This window comes from Bradyrhizobium sp. ORS 375 (assembly GCF_000239775.1).
Lineage (GTDB): Bacteria > Pseudomonadota > Alphaproteobacteria > Rhizobiales > Xanthobacteraceae > Bradyrhizobium.
In genome coordinates this window covers 1-13,750 of sequence record NZ_CAFI01000051.1, presented here as the reverse complement: position 1 = coordinate 13,750, position 13,750 = coordinate 1, and the positions used below count along the sequence as shown (strand labels likewise).

Below are 13,750 nucleotides of genomic sequence, written 5' to 3'. Positions count from 1 at the left end.
CAGCGGCACGGGAAGTGCTGCTTTGAGCGATCGCTCACCTTCATGTCGAGCCGCAGAGCGGGGAGAGGTTACTCCGTCGGAGTTGGTAGAGCGCCTCAATCTTCGCGGACAGCTACTTCTTTCCGCCCACGGTCTGCCGCACCTCGAACCCTTCAAACTGTGGCGGACCGAGATAGAGCGGCTTGTTGTCGCCGGCGCCCTTGTGGGCCATGCGGAAGGCTTCGGACTTGGTCCAGTCCTCGAAGGCAGTCTTCGAAGCCCAGATGGTGTGCGAGGCGTAGAGCGTGTGGTCCTCGGCCTCCGGGCCTTTCAGCAGATGAAACTCGACGAAGCCGGGCACCTTGTCGAGATGGCTGTCGCGCGACAGCCAGACCTGCTCGAAGGCGGCCTCCGAGCCCTTGGCGACGCGAAAACGATTCATGGCGATGAACATGCTGATCTCCTGGATGATGTGCCGCTGAGCCCAGGAATAGCAGAGTTCGCGCCGCGATGCGCCTGCGGCGATCGTCACCGAGGTGGCAATGTCCTGCGCGATCGATGGTTCGCGATCGCCATCTTGCGTGGCCGATGGTGGATCGGGAGCGACGCGCAGGCCCTACGCCACCAGCCCCTTCATCGGCTTCACGGCCGCGCTCTCGGGAAAAACGGAGTTACTGAGCGCGCGCTCGCTGACGCCGAGATGATCGGCGAGCACGCCCTTGAACACCGCGCGCAGATCGGTGGTCGGCGCGAGGTCCCGGCCCTGATACAGGCTCGCCATTTTGAGCGTCGGCCAATCGGCGATCACGCGGCCGCCCTTTACGGCGCCCCCGGCGAGCAGCGCGATCGTGCCGGTGCCATGATCGGTGCCCTGTGTGCCGTTGATCTTCGCGGTTCGCCCGAACTCGGTCGCGACGACGATCACCGTATCGCGCCAATGCGCGCCCAGCCCGCTCTCGAACTCGGCGAGCGCGCCGTCGAGGCCTGACAGCAGCTGCGCGAGGCGGCCGACCGCGCCGCCTTCATTGGCATGCGTGTCCCACCCGTCGAACGCCAGCGCCGCGATGCGCGGACCGTCATCGGCCGCCATCAGCTTGGCCGCGCCGCGCGCCACCTGGCGCATCGCCGCGATCTGGTTGCCGCCCGGCTTCGACTTCATGTCGTCGCCGAATGCGACCTTCTCGAGCTTCAATCCTTGCGACAGCGCCGACGCCAAGGCGGGATCGCGATGCGCATAGAGATCGACCAGGCGCATGGCCGTGTCGTCGTCGGCCTGCGGCAAGGTCACCGGTGCCCAGCCCACGGTGGGCGCGGCGCCACGTAGCACCAGCGGCGCGGTCGGCCCGACCGCGAGCGCGCCGGAGACGCGCGGCCCGCGCGGCAGCACCTCGAGCGCGCGGTTGAGCCAACCGGATTGCACGCGGCCCGGACCGGCAAATCCACTTTCGAGCACGTCCTGCCCGTCGAAATGCGAGCGCTCGCGATACGGCGTCGCGACCGCATGAATCACCGCGGCCTGCTTGTCGCGAACCATGCGGGCAAACTCCGGCATCGACGGATGCAGCGCGAAAAACGCATCGAGCGGCAGCGCCGGATGCGGTCCATCCGCCGCGAGCGCGATCGCGCCATGCAGCCCGGCGTAGTCGGGATCGCCGATCGGCGCCACGGTGGCGAGCCCATCGAGCGCGCCGCGCAGGATGACGACGATCAACCGCGGATCGCGCTGGTCGGCAGCGCGGGCAAATTTCGGCAAATACCCCCAAGCGGCGAAGGACGCGCCCGCCAGCAGCAGATGGCGTCGCGAGGTCAGCAGCGTCGTCCTGATCTGATCCATCGTCATCTCCTCTGGAATTCCGGCGACATCAGCAGCAGCGCCAGCGCCTGCTGGCGCGATTCCGCACGCTCTATCGTGCGCCGCGTCTCGGTCGAGGCGGCATCGCCCGCGACGAGCTCGAGCAGGTCGCGGGGATCGAGATTGTTGCCGAGGCGCGCGCCGAGCTGCGCGGAAATGTCGAGCCGCAGCTTCATGCCCTCGGGCGCTGCCCACATCGCATTGCTGTCGGCAAATCCGTTCGGTCCGGCCGGCGCCCACAACGGCTGCCCCAGCGCATTGAGCGAGTTCAGATAGAAGCCGGGATCCTCGGGCACCCTCGCCAGCAGTCGGCCTCCCGCAATGAGGAACTCATAGGGCGAGCGGATCTTGGTCAGCGGCGCCGACCAGGCCTCGTCGGAGTCGACGAGCGCCAGCGTCATCGCTTTCAGGTCGCCGTCGCTCTTCTTGAACACGGCCTCCAGCCGCGCGACCAGCGCGGGCGGCGGATCATCGGCGACGAAATGACGGACGAGCTTGGTGGCGATGAACTTCGCGGTCGAGGGATGCCGCGCGATGTCGGCGAGCGCCGCCTCGCCCTGCGCGACGCCGTCGTCCTGATAGACCTTGCCCAGCAAGGTCTGCGGCCCCGGTTGATGGGCGTTGGCATTGAACACGAAGCTGCCCGGCGCGCCATTGCGGCCGTTGCGGCGGCCAAAGCTCCAGCCGGTGATGATGCGCGCCAGCGACGTGACGTCTTCCTGAGTGTAACCGCCACCGACGCCGAGCGTATGCAGCTCCATGATCTCGCGTGCGAGATTCTCGTTGAGGCCACGCTTGCGATTCTGGCCGGCTCGCGAATCCGGGCCGAGCGATTCTTGATTGTCGAGAAAGAACAGCATGGCCGGATGCTGCTCGACCGCCTTCAGCATGTCGGCGAACCGCCCGAGCACATGCGGGCGGATCGCCTCGCGCTCGAACGCGCCGGCCCACATCCGCGCCAGTTCGCCCTTGCCGGCCGAGATGCAGAAATGGTTCGACCAGAACGCCACCAGGCGTTCGGTGACGCCGCAATCGGCGAGCACCGCGCGCTGCAGCCGCGCCAGCGCTTCCATGCGAAACGTCTTCTGAACGACGTTCGGCGGCTGCTGCGGTTGCGATGGCTTGGCGGGCGCCTGCATGGCCGGCTCGCCGGCCGCCATCGTGCCGGTGCCTGTCGGCGTTGACGGGGCCGCAGCCGGCTGTGTGTCGGCGCCATTCATCGACAGACCGCGTGTTTGGCCGGGCGGCTCTGCCGATGGCTCCGATTTTGCCGCCGCTTCACGCGCCCGCTTCACCTCATCCTGATAGGCAAATACCGCGTCGGCGAGCGCGGGGGTTCCCTGCAGACCTGGCAGCTCGAGCAGCGCGCCCGTGGGCCGGCCAAGCTCGGCCTTGACGAAGCCAAGCGGGTCCGCCGCCGCATTGACCAGATCGCCCGAAGCGCCGCCGCGCGCGCCGAAACCGAAGCGGTTCAACGCGACGAGTGCCGCCTGCGGATCACGCGCCATGCCACGCCCTCATCAAGTTCTGCGCCAAAGTGAGTGCGCCGGCATCATGAGACGGTTCGATACCGCTGTGCTGGCGCCCGGTGTTGCAAAGCACTATACTTGTCCGAGCAGATGAACCGGACGTGAAAAGAGCGCGCCGCGCGTGGTTCCGAACGTGACAAATCGTTTAGCAAACGTTACCGCGCGAAAGCTGACCTGCGAGTCGTGCGGCACGGAGTTCACCTGCGATCCCCATGGCGACTGCTGGTGCTTTCACGAGACCGTGCGCCTCCCGCTGCCGAAGGCCGGGCAGAATCCGTTCAAGGACTGCCTGTGCGTCACATGCCTCACGACTCTCGCCCGCACATCGGAGGCGACCTCGTGACGCGCTGGCACGTCGAAGCCGTTCTGCTCGACATGGACGGAACCCTGCTCGACACCGAGAAGGTTTATCTCGAAGCCTCGATCGCGGCGATCAATGCGCTCGGCTACACCGACGGCGTCACCGAGCTCTGCCATGCCATGATCGGCATCCCCGGACCGGACAATGAGCGCACCTTGCGCGATCATTTCGGCGACAATTTTCCGCTCGTCGAGGTCAACCGGCTGTTCGCGGCCAAGACCGCCGAGATCCTCCAGGCCGGCATGCCGCTGAAGCAAGGCGTCATCGACCTGCTCGATGCCATCGAGGCGGCCGGTCTGCCGAAGGCCGTCGTCACCTCGTCGTCGCGCAGCACGGCGGGCGAACATCTGCGGCTGGCGGGCATCGACCACCGCTTCGACGCGGTGCTGACGCGCGACGATGTCAGCCGCGCCAAGCCGCATCCGGATCTCTATCTGCTCGCGGCGGAGCGGCTGCGGACCCGGGCGCCCGCCTGCGTCGCGATCGAGGATTCCAATCCCGGCGTCGCCGCGGCCCACGCCGCCGGCGCGATCACGCTGATGGTGCCGGACATCGTGCCGCCCACCGATCAGTCGCGCGAGAAATGCGTCGCCGTGCTGCCGCACCTCGATGCCGTGCGCGAGATGCTCGGCATGCGCCTGCCGTCGATGCCGACGGCGGGCTAGCGCGAACGCTGCGGCGCCGCTCTCATTCGCCGCGGCAGCGCCGCCTGGACCAGCGCCCGCGCGGCCTCACCCGCCGTCTCCATATAGCTGGCGTCCCGGTGCAGCAGCACGACTGCGAACGAGCCGTCGAGCAGCAGCAGCATCTGCCGCGCCAGCTCGCCCGCGCTTTCGATACCCGCCTCGGCGAACGTCGCCTGCAGCCAGGCCTCGAACTTCTTCTTGTGCGCGGCGCCGATCTTGATCGCGGGATGACCCGGCAGATTGGCGAGCTCCGCCGTCGTGCGCAGGAAGCCGCAGCCGCGCCATTTCGGGTGCCGCGCAGCCTTGGCGAGATGGCGGAAGATCGCCGCGACCTTGTCCGGCAAGGCGCCCTCGGCTTCGTCGAACCAGCGCTTGAACAGCACGAGGTTCGGCTGGTCGCGCGCGGCGAGATAGGCGGCGACGAGATCGTCCTTGCTGCGGAAGTGATAGTACAGCGTCTTCTTGGTGATGCCGGCGTTCTCGGCAACGGCATCGACGCTGACCGCGCGGATGCCCTCGGCATAGAACAGCCGGCTCGCGGCGGTCAGGATGCGGGTCCGGGTCGGATCGGAGGAACGGGCCATGGCAGCGCTCGGTCGATGTATACTGACCAGTGAATATACCTCGGTCGTGCTCGCGCCTAGTCTTCGCTGCACCGACCGCCAGCCCGCGAGACCCGCCATGACAGATCCCGTCCTGCTTCACGTCTCCGATCGTATCGCCTTGCTCAGGCTGAACCGGCCAGAGCGGCTGAATGCGCTGAGCTATGCCCTGATCGACGCGCTGACGGCCGTGCTCGACCGCATCGAGACCGATTCCAACATCCGGGCCGTGATCCTCACCGGCGCCGGAGATCGCGCCTTCTCGGCCGGCGCCGACATTCACGAATTCTCGGAAAGCGTCCGCCAGGGCCGCGCCACGGCGCTGCGCGACTTCGTGCGGCGCGGCCAGGCGATGACCGCGCGGCTCGAGGCGTTTCAGAAGCCCGTCATTGCCGCCGTGAACGGGCTCGCCTTCGGCGGCGGCTGCGAGATCACCGAAGCGGTGCATCTGGCGGTCGCCAGCGATCGTGCCAGCTTCGCCAAGCCCGAGATCCGGCTCGGCATGCCGCCGACCTTCGGCGGCACGCAGCGCCTGCCCCGGCTGGTCGGGCGCAAGCGCGGGCTCGAATTGCTCCTGACCGGCGATCCGTTCACGCCGCAGCGCGCGTTGGAGATCGGCCTCGTCAACGCGGTGGTGCCGCACGATCAGCTGCTTCCGGCGTCACGCGCACTGGCGGCGCGCATCATCCGCCATGGGCCCGACGCCGTTGCCAGCGTCCTCACCGCAACGACGCGCGGCCTCAACATGGCGATCGGCGAAGGGCTGCAGCTCGAGAGCGAGCAGTTCGCCCGCCTGGTCGGCGGGTGCGATCTGGAGCAAGGATTGGCGGCGTGGCGCGACCGCTGATCGCGGCCCGCGCCTAGCGTCTAGGCTGGAAATCCCGGCGACTTGCGCGCCAGGCCATCAAAGGCGTCGAGCAGCCGCTCGCGCCAGGCGTAGATGCTGTCGCTCTCCTCCAGCAGCTTGAACGGGCTGACCACGCGCGCCCATTGGAAGCCGCCGAACACGATGTAGTCGGCATAATCGGGCGCGTCGCCGCCGATGAAGGCTTGCGTCTTCAGGGTCTGGCGCAGCGGCTCAAGCGAGCGGCGGAAGCCGATCACGGCCTGGTCGCGCGCGGCCATGATGTCCTCAAGGCTCTTGCCGAACCGCGCCTCGCGCGATGCGCGGAAATAGGCGGCATCCTCGGCGGCGAGGTTCTTGGGGATGTCGGCGATGATCAGCGGGAAGATGCCGCCGACGACGGCAATGTCGCCCCAGGCGTTCATGAAGCGCGCCATCGCGCGGCCACCGGGGCCGCCGAACAGCGACGGACGGTCCGGATAATTGTCCTCGAGATAGTTCGCGATCACCCAGGAATCGGCCACGGCGCGCTCGCCGTCGAGCATCACCGGCACCTTTTCCGAGCCGTGCGCCGCGATCGCGCTCTTCTCGGTGAAGCGCCACGGAATGGTCTCGGCGCTCAGGCCCTTGTGCGCCAGCGCCATCCGCGTGCGCCAGCAGAATGGGCTGAACGGACGCCCCGCATCGGTCCCAACGAGTTCGAACAGCTTCAGTGCCATGCCCGGTCGATCCTCCCCTTGATGGATCGGTTCTAGCCCAGGACACGGCCGTTGTCGCGCAGCAGCTGCGCGCCGGCGTCGGTGACAATGATGAAGAGGCCGGCCCCCGCGATCGCCTCGCGCGCGACATAGCCGAGATCGGCGGCATCCTCCCACACGGTCAGTCGCGGGCAGCTGGTGCGCCAGGTCGCGACCACCTCGGCGTGGCTGCGCGACGCACGCGCGATCCATTCGACGAAGTCCAGCACCAGCGGATCTGCGCTCATGCGTCCCTCATTCCGCGGCGACGGAGCGCTGCGCGAGCAGCAGCCAGCCGCCATAGAGGATGTAGTAGCTCGCGACCGCCGTGATGATGCGGCTGGCCCAGGTCCGGAACTGCTGCTCGCTCATCGCCTCCAGCAGCCGCCGCGCCAGCGTGGTGCCGAGCATCGATGCGGCGATCGCAACGAGGGCGAGCACGGGATCGAGGCCCGCGGCCTGATCGATGATCCCGCCGAAATAGATCAGCTTCGTGAGATGGCTCGCGACCTGGCAGGTCGCCTTGGTGGCCACGATCGACCGGCGATCGAAGCGCGCGCCGAGGAAGAAGGTGTCGAGCAGCGGGCCGGACACGCCGGTCATCAGCATCAGGCCCATGCAGATCATGCCGTACGTCGCACCCTGCCAGACGCTCTCCGGATCGGGCTTCAGCGAGGCCGGCATCAGCCGCGCCATGAACGGCGTGACGCCGAGCAGCAGCAGCGCCGCCGGCTTGTCCGGCACGTAGCGCACCAGCGACCACGCGCCGAGCGCCAGCGCACAGCCGATCAGATAGACCGCGACCGGCCGCCAGCGGATGTGCCGGCGCCACAGCACGGCGCGCCAGCCATTCGAGGCCATCTGCGTGATCGCGTGCAGCACCATCGCCGCCGGCAGCGGCATCAGCGCGAGCAGCACGCCGATCAGGATCAGCCCGCCAGCCATGCCGAACAGGCCGGACAGGAACGCCGTCGCCACCATCAGCAATCCGAGCGCTGCAATCAGGACGGGCGTCATGGCTGATCTCCTCTCGCAGCAACAATCTCGCACTGGCGGCGGCTGCGCAAACCGAGTTATCTTGGCCTCCATCAGTTTTCCTGAGGGCTCGCATGCGGCGGCTTCTGTTCCTGAACGGCATCAAGGCCTTCGAGGCGGCCGCCCGCACCGGCAGCTTCGCGGCCGCCGGGACCGAGCTCAACGTTTCCGCGGCCGCGATCAGCCGGATGGTCAACCTGCTCGAGCAGCGCCTCGGCGTGGTGCTGTTCGAGCGCAAGGCCAACCGGCTGGCGCTGACTGCCGCGGGCCGCGCCTATCAGGGCGGGCTGACGCCGATCTTCGATGCGCTGTCGAGCCTGACCGCGCAGATCATGGCGCCGTCGTCGATGCGCGTGCTGACGCTCGGCGTCGGCCCGACCTTCGCGATGAAATGGCTGATCCCGCGGCTCGCCGACTTCCGGAAAGTGGAACCGGACATCGAGGTCCGCATCACCACCGGTGGCGCGGCGGTGCCGTTCGGCGACGACTGGAGCTGCGGCATCCGGCTCGGCGACGGCGCCTGGCCCGGCCTCGTCGCCGAGCCGCTGTTCGCCGCCGACCTCGTGCCGGTCTGCACGCCACGGCTCGCAGCGACGCTGAAGCGGCCGGCCGATCTCAAGGGTCCAAGCCTGCTGCGCGTCTCCCACGCCGCCGAGGACTGGCCGTTGTGGCTCAAGGCCGCCGGCATCACCCGGGTGACCGCGCGCGGCACCGAGTTCCAGTACTACGGCCATGCGCTGCAGGCCGCCATCGACGGCCTCGGCGTCGCCATGGGCATCCGCCCCTATATCGACGACGATCTCGCGGCAGGACGGCTGGTTGCACCGTTTGCGCTGACCGTCCCCAAAGGCGAGCGCTGGTACTTGGTCTACCGCAGCTTTCAATCGGGGCAGCGTGATTTCACCGCATTTCGGCGCTGGATCATCCGCGCCGCCGCGCAATCCGCCAGACGGAACGCGCCGCGCAAGGACGCGATGAAAAAAGACGCCGACGTGTGAACCTCTTCACATTTGCCGAGACGTATCCATGCTGTCATTGCCGTTCGGGACATCAGGACTGGGCAATGACGTACTTGTACGAGGATTTCGCCATCGAGCCATTCGAGGCAGGAAAAGGCTTGTGGCACGCGCGGATTCGTCGCGCTGACATGACTCCCGTGGTGATCAATGGTGTCTCGTTTCCCTCTCTCGAAGTCGGCTTTGCATGGTCGGATGCAGATATGGCGATCGCCGACGCGAAGAGTCACATCGATCGGTTCCGCAAACGGTGGAGATAGTGCGGCGAATTTGCAGCCACTGAAGGATATCGCTCGAACCCCGGGAAAAGACGGATAGCGCAGCGTGGAGCAATCTCCGAGAGTGAGGGCTCAGAGAGTCCACTTCAACGCTGCAATCGAACGCTTCAAATTCGAACGCTTCAAAATCTGACGCTCCGAGCCGACATTCAAAACGCCAATTCGAAATGCCGAGTGTATTCGTAATGCGGACTGCAATTCATGGCTGAGCCTGCCCTCAAACACCTCACTTATTCGGTTCGCACGCGATGCCCGGACTGCGATGCGGAACTGAGCATCCTCAGCGTTATCAACGGCCGCGGCGGCTCCGAATATTGGGCCCTGCAATGCATCGCCTGTCACGGCGTCCATCTCGACATCGTCGATCCGCCGACCCGCCACTGACGATCGGCAGCTGATCATTTCGGCGTCCACCGCTCCCGGGCGCTCAGTTCCGGCGATCGCCCCCAGGCGGTCGCCGGTGAGTCCGAGCGGCTTATCCACAGACGCTGCTGCCAACCTGCTGTCAGCAGGGTCGTTGAGCGGGGCGCGTTCACTCTTTCATGTCGCCGCCATCGGTCCCATATTCGGGCCATGGCGAAGACCCCCGACACTCCCAAGACCACGGTCAAGGATACCGCGAAGAAGCCCGGCCGCGCGCCCAAATCGAAGGCGCATCGCCCGGATGTCCAGCCGATCGCGCCGGCGCTCGCCGAGCTGCTCAATCCCGCCATCAACCGTGGCGAGAGCGGCATCGGCTCGTCAACCGGTTTGCAGCCGCCGCCGGACAATTCCTGGGACCGTCGTAGCGGCGGCGAGGCCGCCGCGCATCGCGCGCGGGCGTCGACAAGGGACAAGAGCGCCGACGTCGCCGCGCGCGACAGTGCCGACCGCGCCATGCCGCTGCGGCCGAATCCGCAGCCGGCCGGCGCGCGCGCGAGGGATGACGGCACGGAGCTCTCCGGCCTTTCTGAGGCCCCGCAGGCCAATTACGGCACCTCCGCCACGATCCCCACGCTCGACCCGGAGCTGGCACGCCAGCTCGGCCTGCCCACGGCCGAGGATGACGATGAGGCGCTCGCCCGTCCGCCGCGCAACAAGATGGAGGCGCTGGGCGTCAAGGCCACCGCGGAAGCGCTGGAGGCGCTGATCCGCGAGGGCCGTCCCGAGTTCCGCAAGGACGACGGCTCGCTGAAGGTGTGGACCCCGCACCGCCCGCCGCGCCCGGAGAAGAGCGAGGGCGGCGTCCGCTTCGAGATCAAGTCGGCCTATGAGCCGAAGGGCGACCAGCCGCAGGCGATCAAGGAGCTGGTCGAGGGCGTCGCGCGCAACGACCGCACCCAGGTGCTGCTCGGCGTCACCGGCTCGGGCAAGACCTACACCATGGCCAAGGTGATCGAGGCGACGCAGCGCCCGGCCATCATCCTCGCGCCGAACAAGACGCTCGCAGCCCAGCTCTATGGCGAGTTCAAGAGCTTCTTCCCCGACAACGCGGTCGAGTATTTCGTCTCCTATTACGACTACTACCAGCCCGAAGCCTACGTCCCCAGAACCGACACCTATATCGAGAAGGATTCCTCGATCAACGAGCAGATCGACCGGATGCGCCACGCCGCGACGCGCGCGCTGCTGGAGCGCGACGACGTCATCATCGTCGCCTCGGTGTCCTGCATCTACGGTATCGGCTCGGTCGAGACCTACACCGCGATGACCTTCGCGCTGAAGAAGGGCGAGCGCATCGACCAGCGCCAGCTGATCGCCGATCTCGTCGCTTTGCAATACAAGCGCACCCAGCACGATTTTACCCGCGGCACCTTTCGGGTCAGGGGCGACATCATCGACATCTTCCCGGCACACTATGAGGACCGCGCCTGGCGCGTGAACCTGTTCGGCGACACCGTCGAGAACATCGAGGAGTTCGACCCGCTCACCGGCCACAAGCAGGACGAGCTGGAGTTCATCAAGGTCTACGCCAATTCGCACTATGTGACGCCGCGCCCGACCCTGGTGCAGGCGATGAAGTCGATCAAGCACGAGCTGAAGATCCGGCTTGACCAGCTGCACGCGCAGGGCCGCCTGCTCGAGGCGCAGCGGCTGGAGCAGCGCACCACCTTCGACCTGGAGATGATGGAGGCGACCGGCAGCTGCGCGGGCATCGAGAACTACTCGCGCTATCTCACCGGACGCCTGCCCGGCGAGCCGCCGCCGACCCTGTTCGAATACGTGCCGGACAACGCGCTGGTGTTCGCCGACGAGAGCCACGTCACCATCCCGCAGATCGGCGGCATGTTCCGCGGCGACTTCCGCCGCAAGGCGACGTTGGCCGAATACGGCTTCCGCCTGCCCTCCTGCATGGACAACCGGCCGCTGCGGTTCGAGGAATGGGACATGATGCGGCCGCAGACCGTCGCGGTGTCCGCGACGCCCGGCGGCTGGGAGTTGAACGAGGCCGGCGGCGTGTTCGTCGAGCAGGTCATCCGCCCGACCGGGCTGATCGATCCGCCCGTGGATATCAGGCCGGCCCGCACCCAGGTCGACGATCTGCTCGGCGAGGTCCGCGCCACGGCGCAGAAGGGCTATCGCTCGCTGATCACCGTGCTGACCAAGCGCATGGCCGAAGACCTCACGGAGTATCTGCACGAGCAGGGCATCCGCGTCCGCTACATGCACAGCGACATCGACACCATCGAGCGCATCGAGATCATCCGGGACCTCCGCCTCGGCGCGTTCGACGCGCTGGTCGGCATCAACCTGCTGCGCGAGGGTCTCGACATTCCCGAATGCGCCCTGGTCGCGATCCTCGACGCCGACAAGGAAGGATTCCTGCGCAGCGAGACCTCGCTGATCCAGACCATCGGCCGCGCCGCGCGCAACGTCGACGGCAAGGTGATCCTCTACGCCGACCAGGTGACGGGCTCGATGGAGCGCGCGATGGCCGAGACCACGCGCCGCCGCGAGAAGCAGGTCGAGTACAACAACGCCCATGGCATCACGCCGGAGAGCGTGAAGAAGTCGATCGGCGACATCCTCAACTCGGTCTATGAGCGCGACCACGTGCTGATCGAGACCGGCGGCGGCACCACCACCGACGACGTCATTTCGATCGGGCACAATTTCGAGGCCGTGCTGGCCGATCTCGAAACCCGCATGCGCGAGGCCGCCGCCGATTTGAACTTCGAAGAGGCCGCCCGCCTCCGCGACGAGGTCAAGCGCCTGCGCGCCACCGAGCTCGCGGTGGTCGACGACCCCACCGCCAAGCAGCGCACCGTGCAAGGCAAGGCCGGTGCCTATGCCGGCGCCAAGAAATACGGCGACGCCGCCAACCTGCCGACCACGGCGATGAAAGGCCGCGGCGGCGCGTCTGCGCGCGGCGCGAAGTCGCGCGAGCGCGATCCCCTGTTGCCCTCCGTCGCCGACATCACCGGTGGATCCTCCACCTCCAAAGTCCACAAGCCGCATCTCGACGAGATGCACGGCCCGGAGTCCCTGCCCTACCGCCCCAACGCCAAACTGCCGCCCAAGCCGTTCGGCGGCAATAGCAAGATCATCCAGCCGACCAACTCGCGCGAGTCCGGCCCGGAATTCGGGCCGGCTCCACGTTCGACCGGCGGCGCGCCGGGCAAGCGAGGTGGGTGGAAGAAGCGGTAGGTCTATGCCAAGGATGGCGGATTACGCTGCGCTAATCCGCCCTACAGAGCGGTGCGTAGGGCGGATTAGGCGAAGCCGTAATCCGCCGCCACGCAGACGCATCCATCGTCCGAGCTTGTCTCGACCCATTCGCATCATTAGGCTGGCCATCATCTCGACGCTGGCTTCGAGCCCATGCCCAACTATCGTCGCGCATTCGTTCCAGGCGGCTGTTGGTTTTTCACCGTAAACCTCCTCGATCGGCGTCTTGGTCTGCTGATCGAGCACATCGATCTCCTGCGTTCGGCCGTTGCTGCGACGAGGGAGAGTTACCCTTTCGAGATCGATGCCTTCGTCGTCATGCCGGATCATCTCCACGCTATCTGGACCCTGCCGCCGGACGATGCCGATTTCTCAACGCGCTGGCGGCTGATCAAGAATCGGTTCGCACGGGAGCTGCCAAGAACTGAACGCCTGAGCCCCGTTCGTCTTGGAAATGGAGAGCGGGGCATCTGGCAGCGCCGATTTTGGGAGCATCTGATCCGCGACGAGGACGACTACGCTCGCCACGTGGAGTATTGCTACATCAATCCCGTGAAGCATGGTCTCGTCAGCCGTGTGGCCGACTGGCCTCATTCGTCATTCCATCGCGATGTCCGCACAGGGCTGTTTCCGAGCGATTGGGCCGGTGATGCCGCCGTCAGCGGAGAGTTTGGGGAGCGATGATCGTTCCTCCCCTCTCGAAGTGTTTGCGCGGGGCGATGGCGGATTACGCTGCGCTAATCCGCCCTACGGAGCGGGTGCGTAGGGCGGATTAGGCGAAGCCGTAATCCGCCGCATCTGCTCGTCGGGCAAATCAGCATGGCCCCTGAAAATCAGTCAAGACATTCTGATTAATATAAATCGCTTGGCACTTTCGCCAAATCAGCATTACTCTCCCGGCCGTTCCGTTGCGTCGGAGGGGACGTATCGCGGTCGTCACGGACGTCGGCAGCGGAATGCGGTGGGCATGTCGGGTCGCAGCGTGAAGTGATTTGCGCCGACGAACGATCCGGCCTGCACGGTCAAGTCGCGCGGTCCTGATACCCCGATGCTGGTATCACGCTTGCGCCGGCGCATCACGCGTCGCGCGGGCAACGGTGGCCAGACAGCCCGGCGCACCGGGGAGAACGCGAAGCAGCCGTCAAAACCATCGCGCGGGGAAGGCCGGGCGTGCTCGGCCAGA

Annotated in this window: 15 protein-coding genes and 1 pseudogene; 8 read left to right on the top strand and 8 right to left on the bottom strand. The window is 66.8% G+C overall.

What is annotated here, in order from left to right:
• Positions 1–112: 112 nt before the first annotated feature.
• The 3 genes from hmuQ to BRAO375_RS04620 all read right to left on the bottom strand — a co-directional run bounded on the left by hmuQ (position 113) and on the right by BRAO375_RS04620 (position 3,339).
• Complete coding sequence (gene hmuQ, locus BRAO375_RS04630; RefSeq protein ID WP_009026294.1) at positions 113–433, bottom strand: heme-degrading protein HmuQ; 321 nt, start codon at positions 431–433, stop codon at positions 113–115.
• Positions 434–595: 162 nt separating this feature from the next.
• The gene (locus BRAO375_RS04625) at positions 596–1,819 is read right to left on the bottom strand and encodes a DUF1501 domain-containing protein (protein WP_009026293.1); all 1,224 of its coding nucleotides are present in this window, start codon (positions 1,817–1,819) and stop codon (positions 596–598) included.
• Entirely contained in the window at positions 1,816–3,339 is a 1,524-nt protein-coding gene (locus tag BRAO375_RS04620) for a DUF1800 domain-containing protein (protein ID WP_009026292.1), read from the bottom strand. Before BRAO375_RS04620 ends, BRAO375_RS04625 begins: the two co-directional genes overlap by 4 nt.
• 142 nt (positions 3,340–3,481) lie before the next feature.
• On the opposite strand from BRAO375_RS04620, the gene BRAO375_RS36040 reads away from it, so the two are divergent.
• Together BRAO375_RS36040 and BRAO375_RS04615 are read left to right on the top strand one after the other, a co-directional pair.
• On the top strand, positions 3,482–3,703 hold the full coding sequence (locus BRAO375_RS36040; protein WP_009026291.1) for a cysteine-rich CWC family protein: 222 nt from the start codon (positions 3,482–3,484) through the stop codon (positions 3,701–3,703).
• Complete coding sequence (locus tag BRAO375_RS04615; protein WP_009026290.1) at positions 3,700–4,386, top strand: HAD family hydrolase; 687 nt, start codon at positions 3,700–3,702, stop codon at positions 4,384–4,386. Before BRAO375_RS36040 ends, BRAO375_RS04615 begins: the two co-directional genes overlap by 4 nt.
• Here BRAO375_RS04615 and BRAO375_RS04610 read toward each other — a convergent pair.
• On the bottom strand, positions 4,383–4,991 hold the full coding sequence (locus tag BRAO375_RS04610; protein ID WP_009026289.1) for a TetR/AcrR family transcriptional regulator: 609 nt from the start codon (positions 4,989–4,991) through the stop codon (positions 4,383–4,385). The two genes, BRAO375_RS04615 and BRAO375_RS04610, sit on opposite strands and share 4 nt — an antisense overlap.
• Before the next feature lie 97 nt (positions 4,992–5,088).
• Between BRAO375_RS04610 and BRAO375_RS04605 the strand changes: the two genes are divergently transcribed.
• Positions 5,089–5,856: a crotonase/enoyl-CoA hydratase family protein gene (locus tag BRAO375_RS04605; RefSeq protein WP_009026288.1), complete on the top strand. Its 768-nt coding sequence runs from the start codon at positions 5,089–5,091 to the stop codon at positions 5,854–5,856.
• 20 nt (positions 5,857–5,876) lie between these two features.
• Here BRAO375_RS04605 and BRAO375_RS04600 read toward each other — a convergent pair whose 3' ends face one another.
• From BRAO375_RS04600 to BRAO375_RS04590, 3 genes are read right to left on the bottom strand one after another with little or no spacing between them, the layout of a single operon-like run.
• Positions 5,877–6,572 (bottom strand): glutathione S-transferase family protein, encoded by a 696-nt coding sequence (locus BRAO375_RS04600; protein WP_009026287.1) that lies wholly within the window; start codon positions 6,570–6,572, stop codon positions 5,877–5,879.
• Between the two features lie 32 nt (positions 6,573–6,604).
• Positions 6,605–6,838 carry a hypothetical protein gene (locus BRAO375_RS04595; protein ID WP_009026286.1) on the bottom strand — a complete coding sequence of 78 codons (234 nt, stop codon included), beginning with the start codon at positions 6,836–6,838 and terminating at the stop codon, positions 6,605–6,607.
• 7 nt (positions 6,839–6,845) lie between these two features.
• Complete coding sequence (locus BRAO375_RS04590; RefSeq protein WP_009026285.1) at positions 6,846–7,607, bottom strand: sulfite exporter TauE/SafE family protein; 762 nt, start codon at positions 7,605–7,607, stop codon at positions 6,846–6,848.
• A 92-nt stretch (positions 7,608–7,699) separates the two neighbouring features.
• Here BRAO375_RS04590 and BRAO375_RS04585 point away from each other — a divergent pair, with 92 nt between their 5' ends.
• The 5 genes from BRAO375_RS04585 to BRAO375_RS04565 all read left to right on the top strand — a co-directional run bounded on the left by BRAO375_RS04585 (position 7,700) and on the right by BRAO375_RS04565 (position 13,251).
• Positions 7,700–8,623, top strand: coding sequence for a LysR substrate-binding domain-containing protein (locus BRAO375_RS04585; protein WP_009026284.1), 924 nt, complete (start codon positions 7,700–7,702; stop codon positions 8,621–8,623).
• A 65-nt stretch (positions 8,624–8,688) separates the two neighbouring features.
• On the top strand, positions 8,689–8,901 hold the full coding sequence (locus BRAO375_RS04580) for a hypothetical protein (protein ID WP_035638937.1): 213 nt from the start codon (positions 8,689–8,691) through the stop codon (positions 8,899–8,901).
• Between the two features lie 219 nt (positions 8,902–9,120).
• Complete coding sequence (locus tag BRAO375_RS04575; RefSeq protein WP_009026282.1) at positions 9,121–9,303, top strand: hypothetical protein; 183 nt, start codon at positions 9,121–9,123, stop codon at positions 9,301–9,303.
• Positions 9,304–9,492: 189 nt separating this feature from the next.
• Positions 9,493–12,546 (top strand): excinuclease ABC subunit UvrB, encoded by a 3,054-nt coding sequence (uvrB, locus tag BRAO375_RS04570; RefSeq protein ID WP_009026281.1) that lies wholly within the window; start codon positions 9,493–9,495, stop codon positions 12,544–12,546.
• A gap of 174 nt (positions 12,547–12,720) precedes the next feature.
• The gene (locus tag BRAO375_RS04565) at positions 12,721–13,251 is read left to right on the top strand and encodes an REP-associated tyrosine transposase (RefSeq protein ID WP_009026279.1); all 531 of its coding nucleotides are present in this window, start codon (positions 12,721–12,723) and stop codon (positions 13,249–13,251) included.
• 252 nt (positions 13,252–13,503) lie between these two features.
• On the opposite strand, the pseudogene BRAO375_RS38345 reads toward BRAO375_RS04565, so the two are convergent.
• Positions 13,504–13,750, bottom strand: a pseudogene (locus tag BRAO375_RS38345) (hypothetical protein); the annotation flags it as partial.

Bases quoted from the DNA above. Each gene is read 5' to 3' on its own strand.
- BRAO375_RS04610 (WP_009026289.1), bottom strand. From the start codon at position 4,991: ATGGCCCGTTCCTCCGATCCGACCCGGACCCGCATCCTGACCGCCGCG.
- BRAO375_RS04600 (WP_009026287.1), bottom strand. From the start codon at position 6,572: ATGGCACTGAAGCTGTTCGAACTCGTTGGGACCGATGCGGGGCGTCCG.
- BRAO375_RS04595 (WP_009026286.1), bottom strand. From the start codon at position 6,838: ATGAGCGCAGATCCGCTGGTGCTGGACTTCGTCGAATGGATCGCGCGT.
- BRAO375_RS04620 (WP_009026292.1), bottom strand. From the start codon at position 3,339: ATGGCGCGTGATCCGCAGGCGGCACTCGTCGCGTTGAACCGCTTCGGT.
- BRAO375_RS04625 (WP_009026293.1), bottom strand. From the start codon at position 1,819: ATGACGATGGATCAGATCAGGACGACGCTGCTGACCTCGCGACGCCAT.
- hmuQ (WP_009026294.1), bottom strand. From the start codon at position 433: ATGTTCATCGCCATGAATCGTTTTCGCGTCGCCAAGGGCTCGGAGGCC.
- BRAO375_RS04575 (WP_009026282.1), top strand. From the start codon at position 9,121: ATGGCTGAGCCTGCCCTCAAACACCTCACTTATTCGGTTCGCACGCGA.
- BRAO375_RS04585 (WP_009026284.1), top strand. From the start codon at position 7,700: ATGCGGCGGCTTCTGTTCCTGAACGGCATCAAGGCCTTCGAGGCGGCC.
- uvrB (WP_009026281.1), top strand. From the start codon at position 9,493: ATGGCGAAGACCCCCGACACTCCCAAGACCACGGTCAAGGATACCGCG.
- BRAO375_RS04590 (WP_009026285.1), bottom strand. From the start codon at position 7,607: ATGACGCCCGTCCTGATTGCAGCGCTCGGATTGCTGATGGTGGCGACG.
- BRAO375_RS04605 (WP_009026288.1), top strand. From the start codon at position 5,089: ATGACAGATCCCGTCCTGCTTCACGTCTCCGATCGTATCGCCTTGCTC.
- BRAO375_RS04565 (WP_009026279.1), top strand. From the start codon at position 12,721: ATGCCCAACTATCGTCGCGCATTCGTTCCAGGCGGCTGTTGGTTTTTC.
- BRAO375_RS04580 (WP_035638937.1), top strand. From the start codon at position 8,689: ATGACGTACTTGTACGAGGATTTCGCCATCGAGCCATTCGAGGCAGGA.